The sequence below is a fragment of the Nonomuraea sp. B12E4 genome, assembly GCF_039871825.1.
In the GTDB taxonomy this organism is placed as follows: Bacteria; Actinomycetota; Actinomycetes; order Streptosporangiales; family Streptosporangiaceae; genus Nonomuraea.
Genome location: NZ_JBDPME010000098.1, coordinates 1 through 621, shown reverse-complemented (window position 1 = coordinate 621; position 621 = coordinate 1). Strand labels below are relative to the sequence as shown.

1 protein-coding gene is annotated in these 621 nt (G+C 64.4%); it reads right to left on the bottom strand.

Features of this window, described 5'->3' with window-relative positions; translation table 11 throughout:
- Positions 1–621: condensation domain-containing protein (locus ABGB18_RS49390; RefSeq protein WP_347702669.1), on the bottom strand; the 621-nt coding region annotated here is incomplete at both ends.

Sequence of the window (621 nt, the reverse complement as noted above, 5' to 3'; positions counted from 1 at the left end):
CGGCGATGTAGGTGTCGGGGCCTGCGTGGTGGTGGGTTATGAGGTGGTGTGCGAGTTGGTTGGCGCGTTCGTTGAGTTGGCGGTAGGTGAGGGTGGTGATCCCGTCGGTGACGGCGATGGCGTCGGGAGTGCTGGTTTCCCGGTGCTGGAAGCGCTCGATGAGGGTGATGGGTTCGCTGGTGTCCTCGTAGTGGGTGAGGAGTTCCTCGCGTTCTCCTGGGAGGAGGATGTCGAGGTCGCTGATGGGGGCGTCGGGGTGGGCGACGGCAGCGGTCAGGAGGGTTTGCAGCCGGTGGATGAGCTGTTCGACGGTGGTGTGGTCGAACAGGTCGGTGGCGTATTCGACTTCGCCTTGGATGCCGTTGGGGGCACCGGTGTCGTCGTAGTGATCGCTGAGGAAAAAGGCGAGATCGAAGGGGGCGACGCCGGTATGGACGCGTTCGGTGCTGATGCGGGTGTCGGGCAGTTGGATGTCGGGTTGGCGGAAGTTCTGCAAGGCGAGGGCGATTTGGAAGAGGGGGTGGCGGGCGAGGGAGCGGTTGGGGTTGAGGGCTTCGACGAGGTAGTCGAAGGGGAGGTCTTGGTGGGTGTAGGCGTCGAGGTTGGTGGTGCGGGTGCGGT